The sequence below is a fragment of the Mesorhizobium silamurunense genome (genome assembly GCF_014843905.1).
GTDB lineage: Bacteria > Pseudomonadota > Alphaproteobacteria > Rhizobiales > Rhizobiaceae > Mesorhizobium > Mesorhizobium silamurunense.
This window is the reverse complement of sequence record NZ_LPVS01000177.1, coordinates 1-532: the sequence shown is the minus strand read 5'-3', so window position 1 is coordinate 532 and position 532 is coordinate 1. Positions and strand designations below refer to the sequence as shown.

Here is a 532-nt window from a genome sequence, read left to right as displayed (position 1 = left end):
TTTCGGCCGCGCGGCCGAAAAACCCGGACCGGCGCGAGGTTGCCGATCGCGCATTGGCCATAATTCGTTCTTTCGGCCGGCCGCTTGCCCGCCGTGAGCTGTTTGAGAAGTTGTCTGCAAGCGGCGTCAGGATCGAGGGCAAGGACCCCGAAGTGGTGCTTGGCACGATGCTATACCGCGATGACCGCATCGTCCGGCTCAGAGGGTACGGATATTGGCCGAAAAACGAGGCTTACGATCCGGCTTTCTACCTTCCCGAGCACGAGGCCGTGATCGGGGCGACGGAACGGGGCGGCTAGCGCTAAGACTCGACGTTCGAATCCGCACTTCACCGGCGAGCCGGGGTCTTTGCCCAAAAAGCTCGATCTGACGAACGGCGGCTTTTAGACATGCTACCTACGATTCGGGGCGACACCTGCGAGGGATCTGGCAACGCAACGGCTGCTATGCTCTCAATTTGACCAGAAGCGGCCCGTCCGTATTCGTGAAGAGTTTCGGGCGCCGGCAGGCGTACGAAAGTCCCCGAGGAAGG

General features: G+C 61.3%; 1 protein-coding gene. It reads left to right on the top strand.

Annotated elements, in window-relative coordinates; genetic code table 11:
• On the top strand, window positions 1-299 hold a 299-nt coding region (locus tag AU465_RS32920), incomplete at its 5' end, for a hypothetical protein (RefSeq protein WP_192257168.1).
• Window positions 300-532 lie beyond the last annotated feature (233 nt).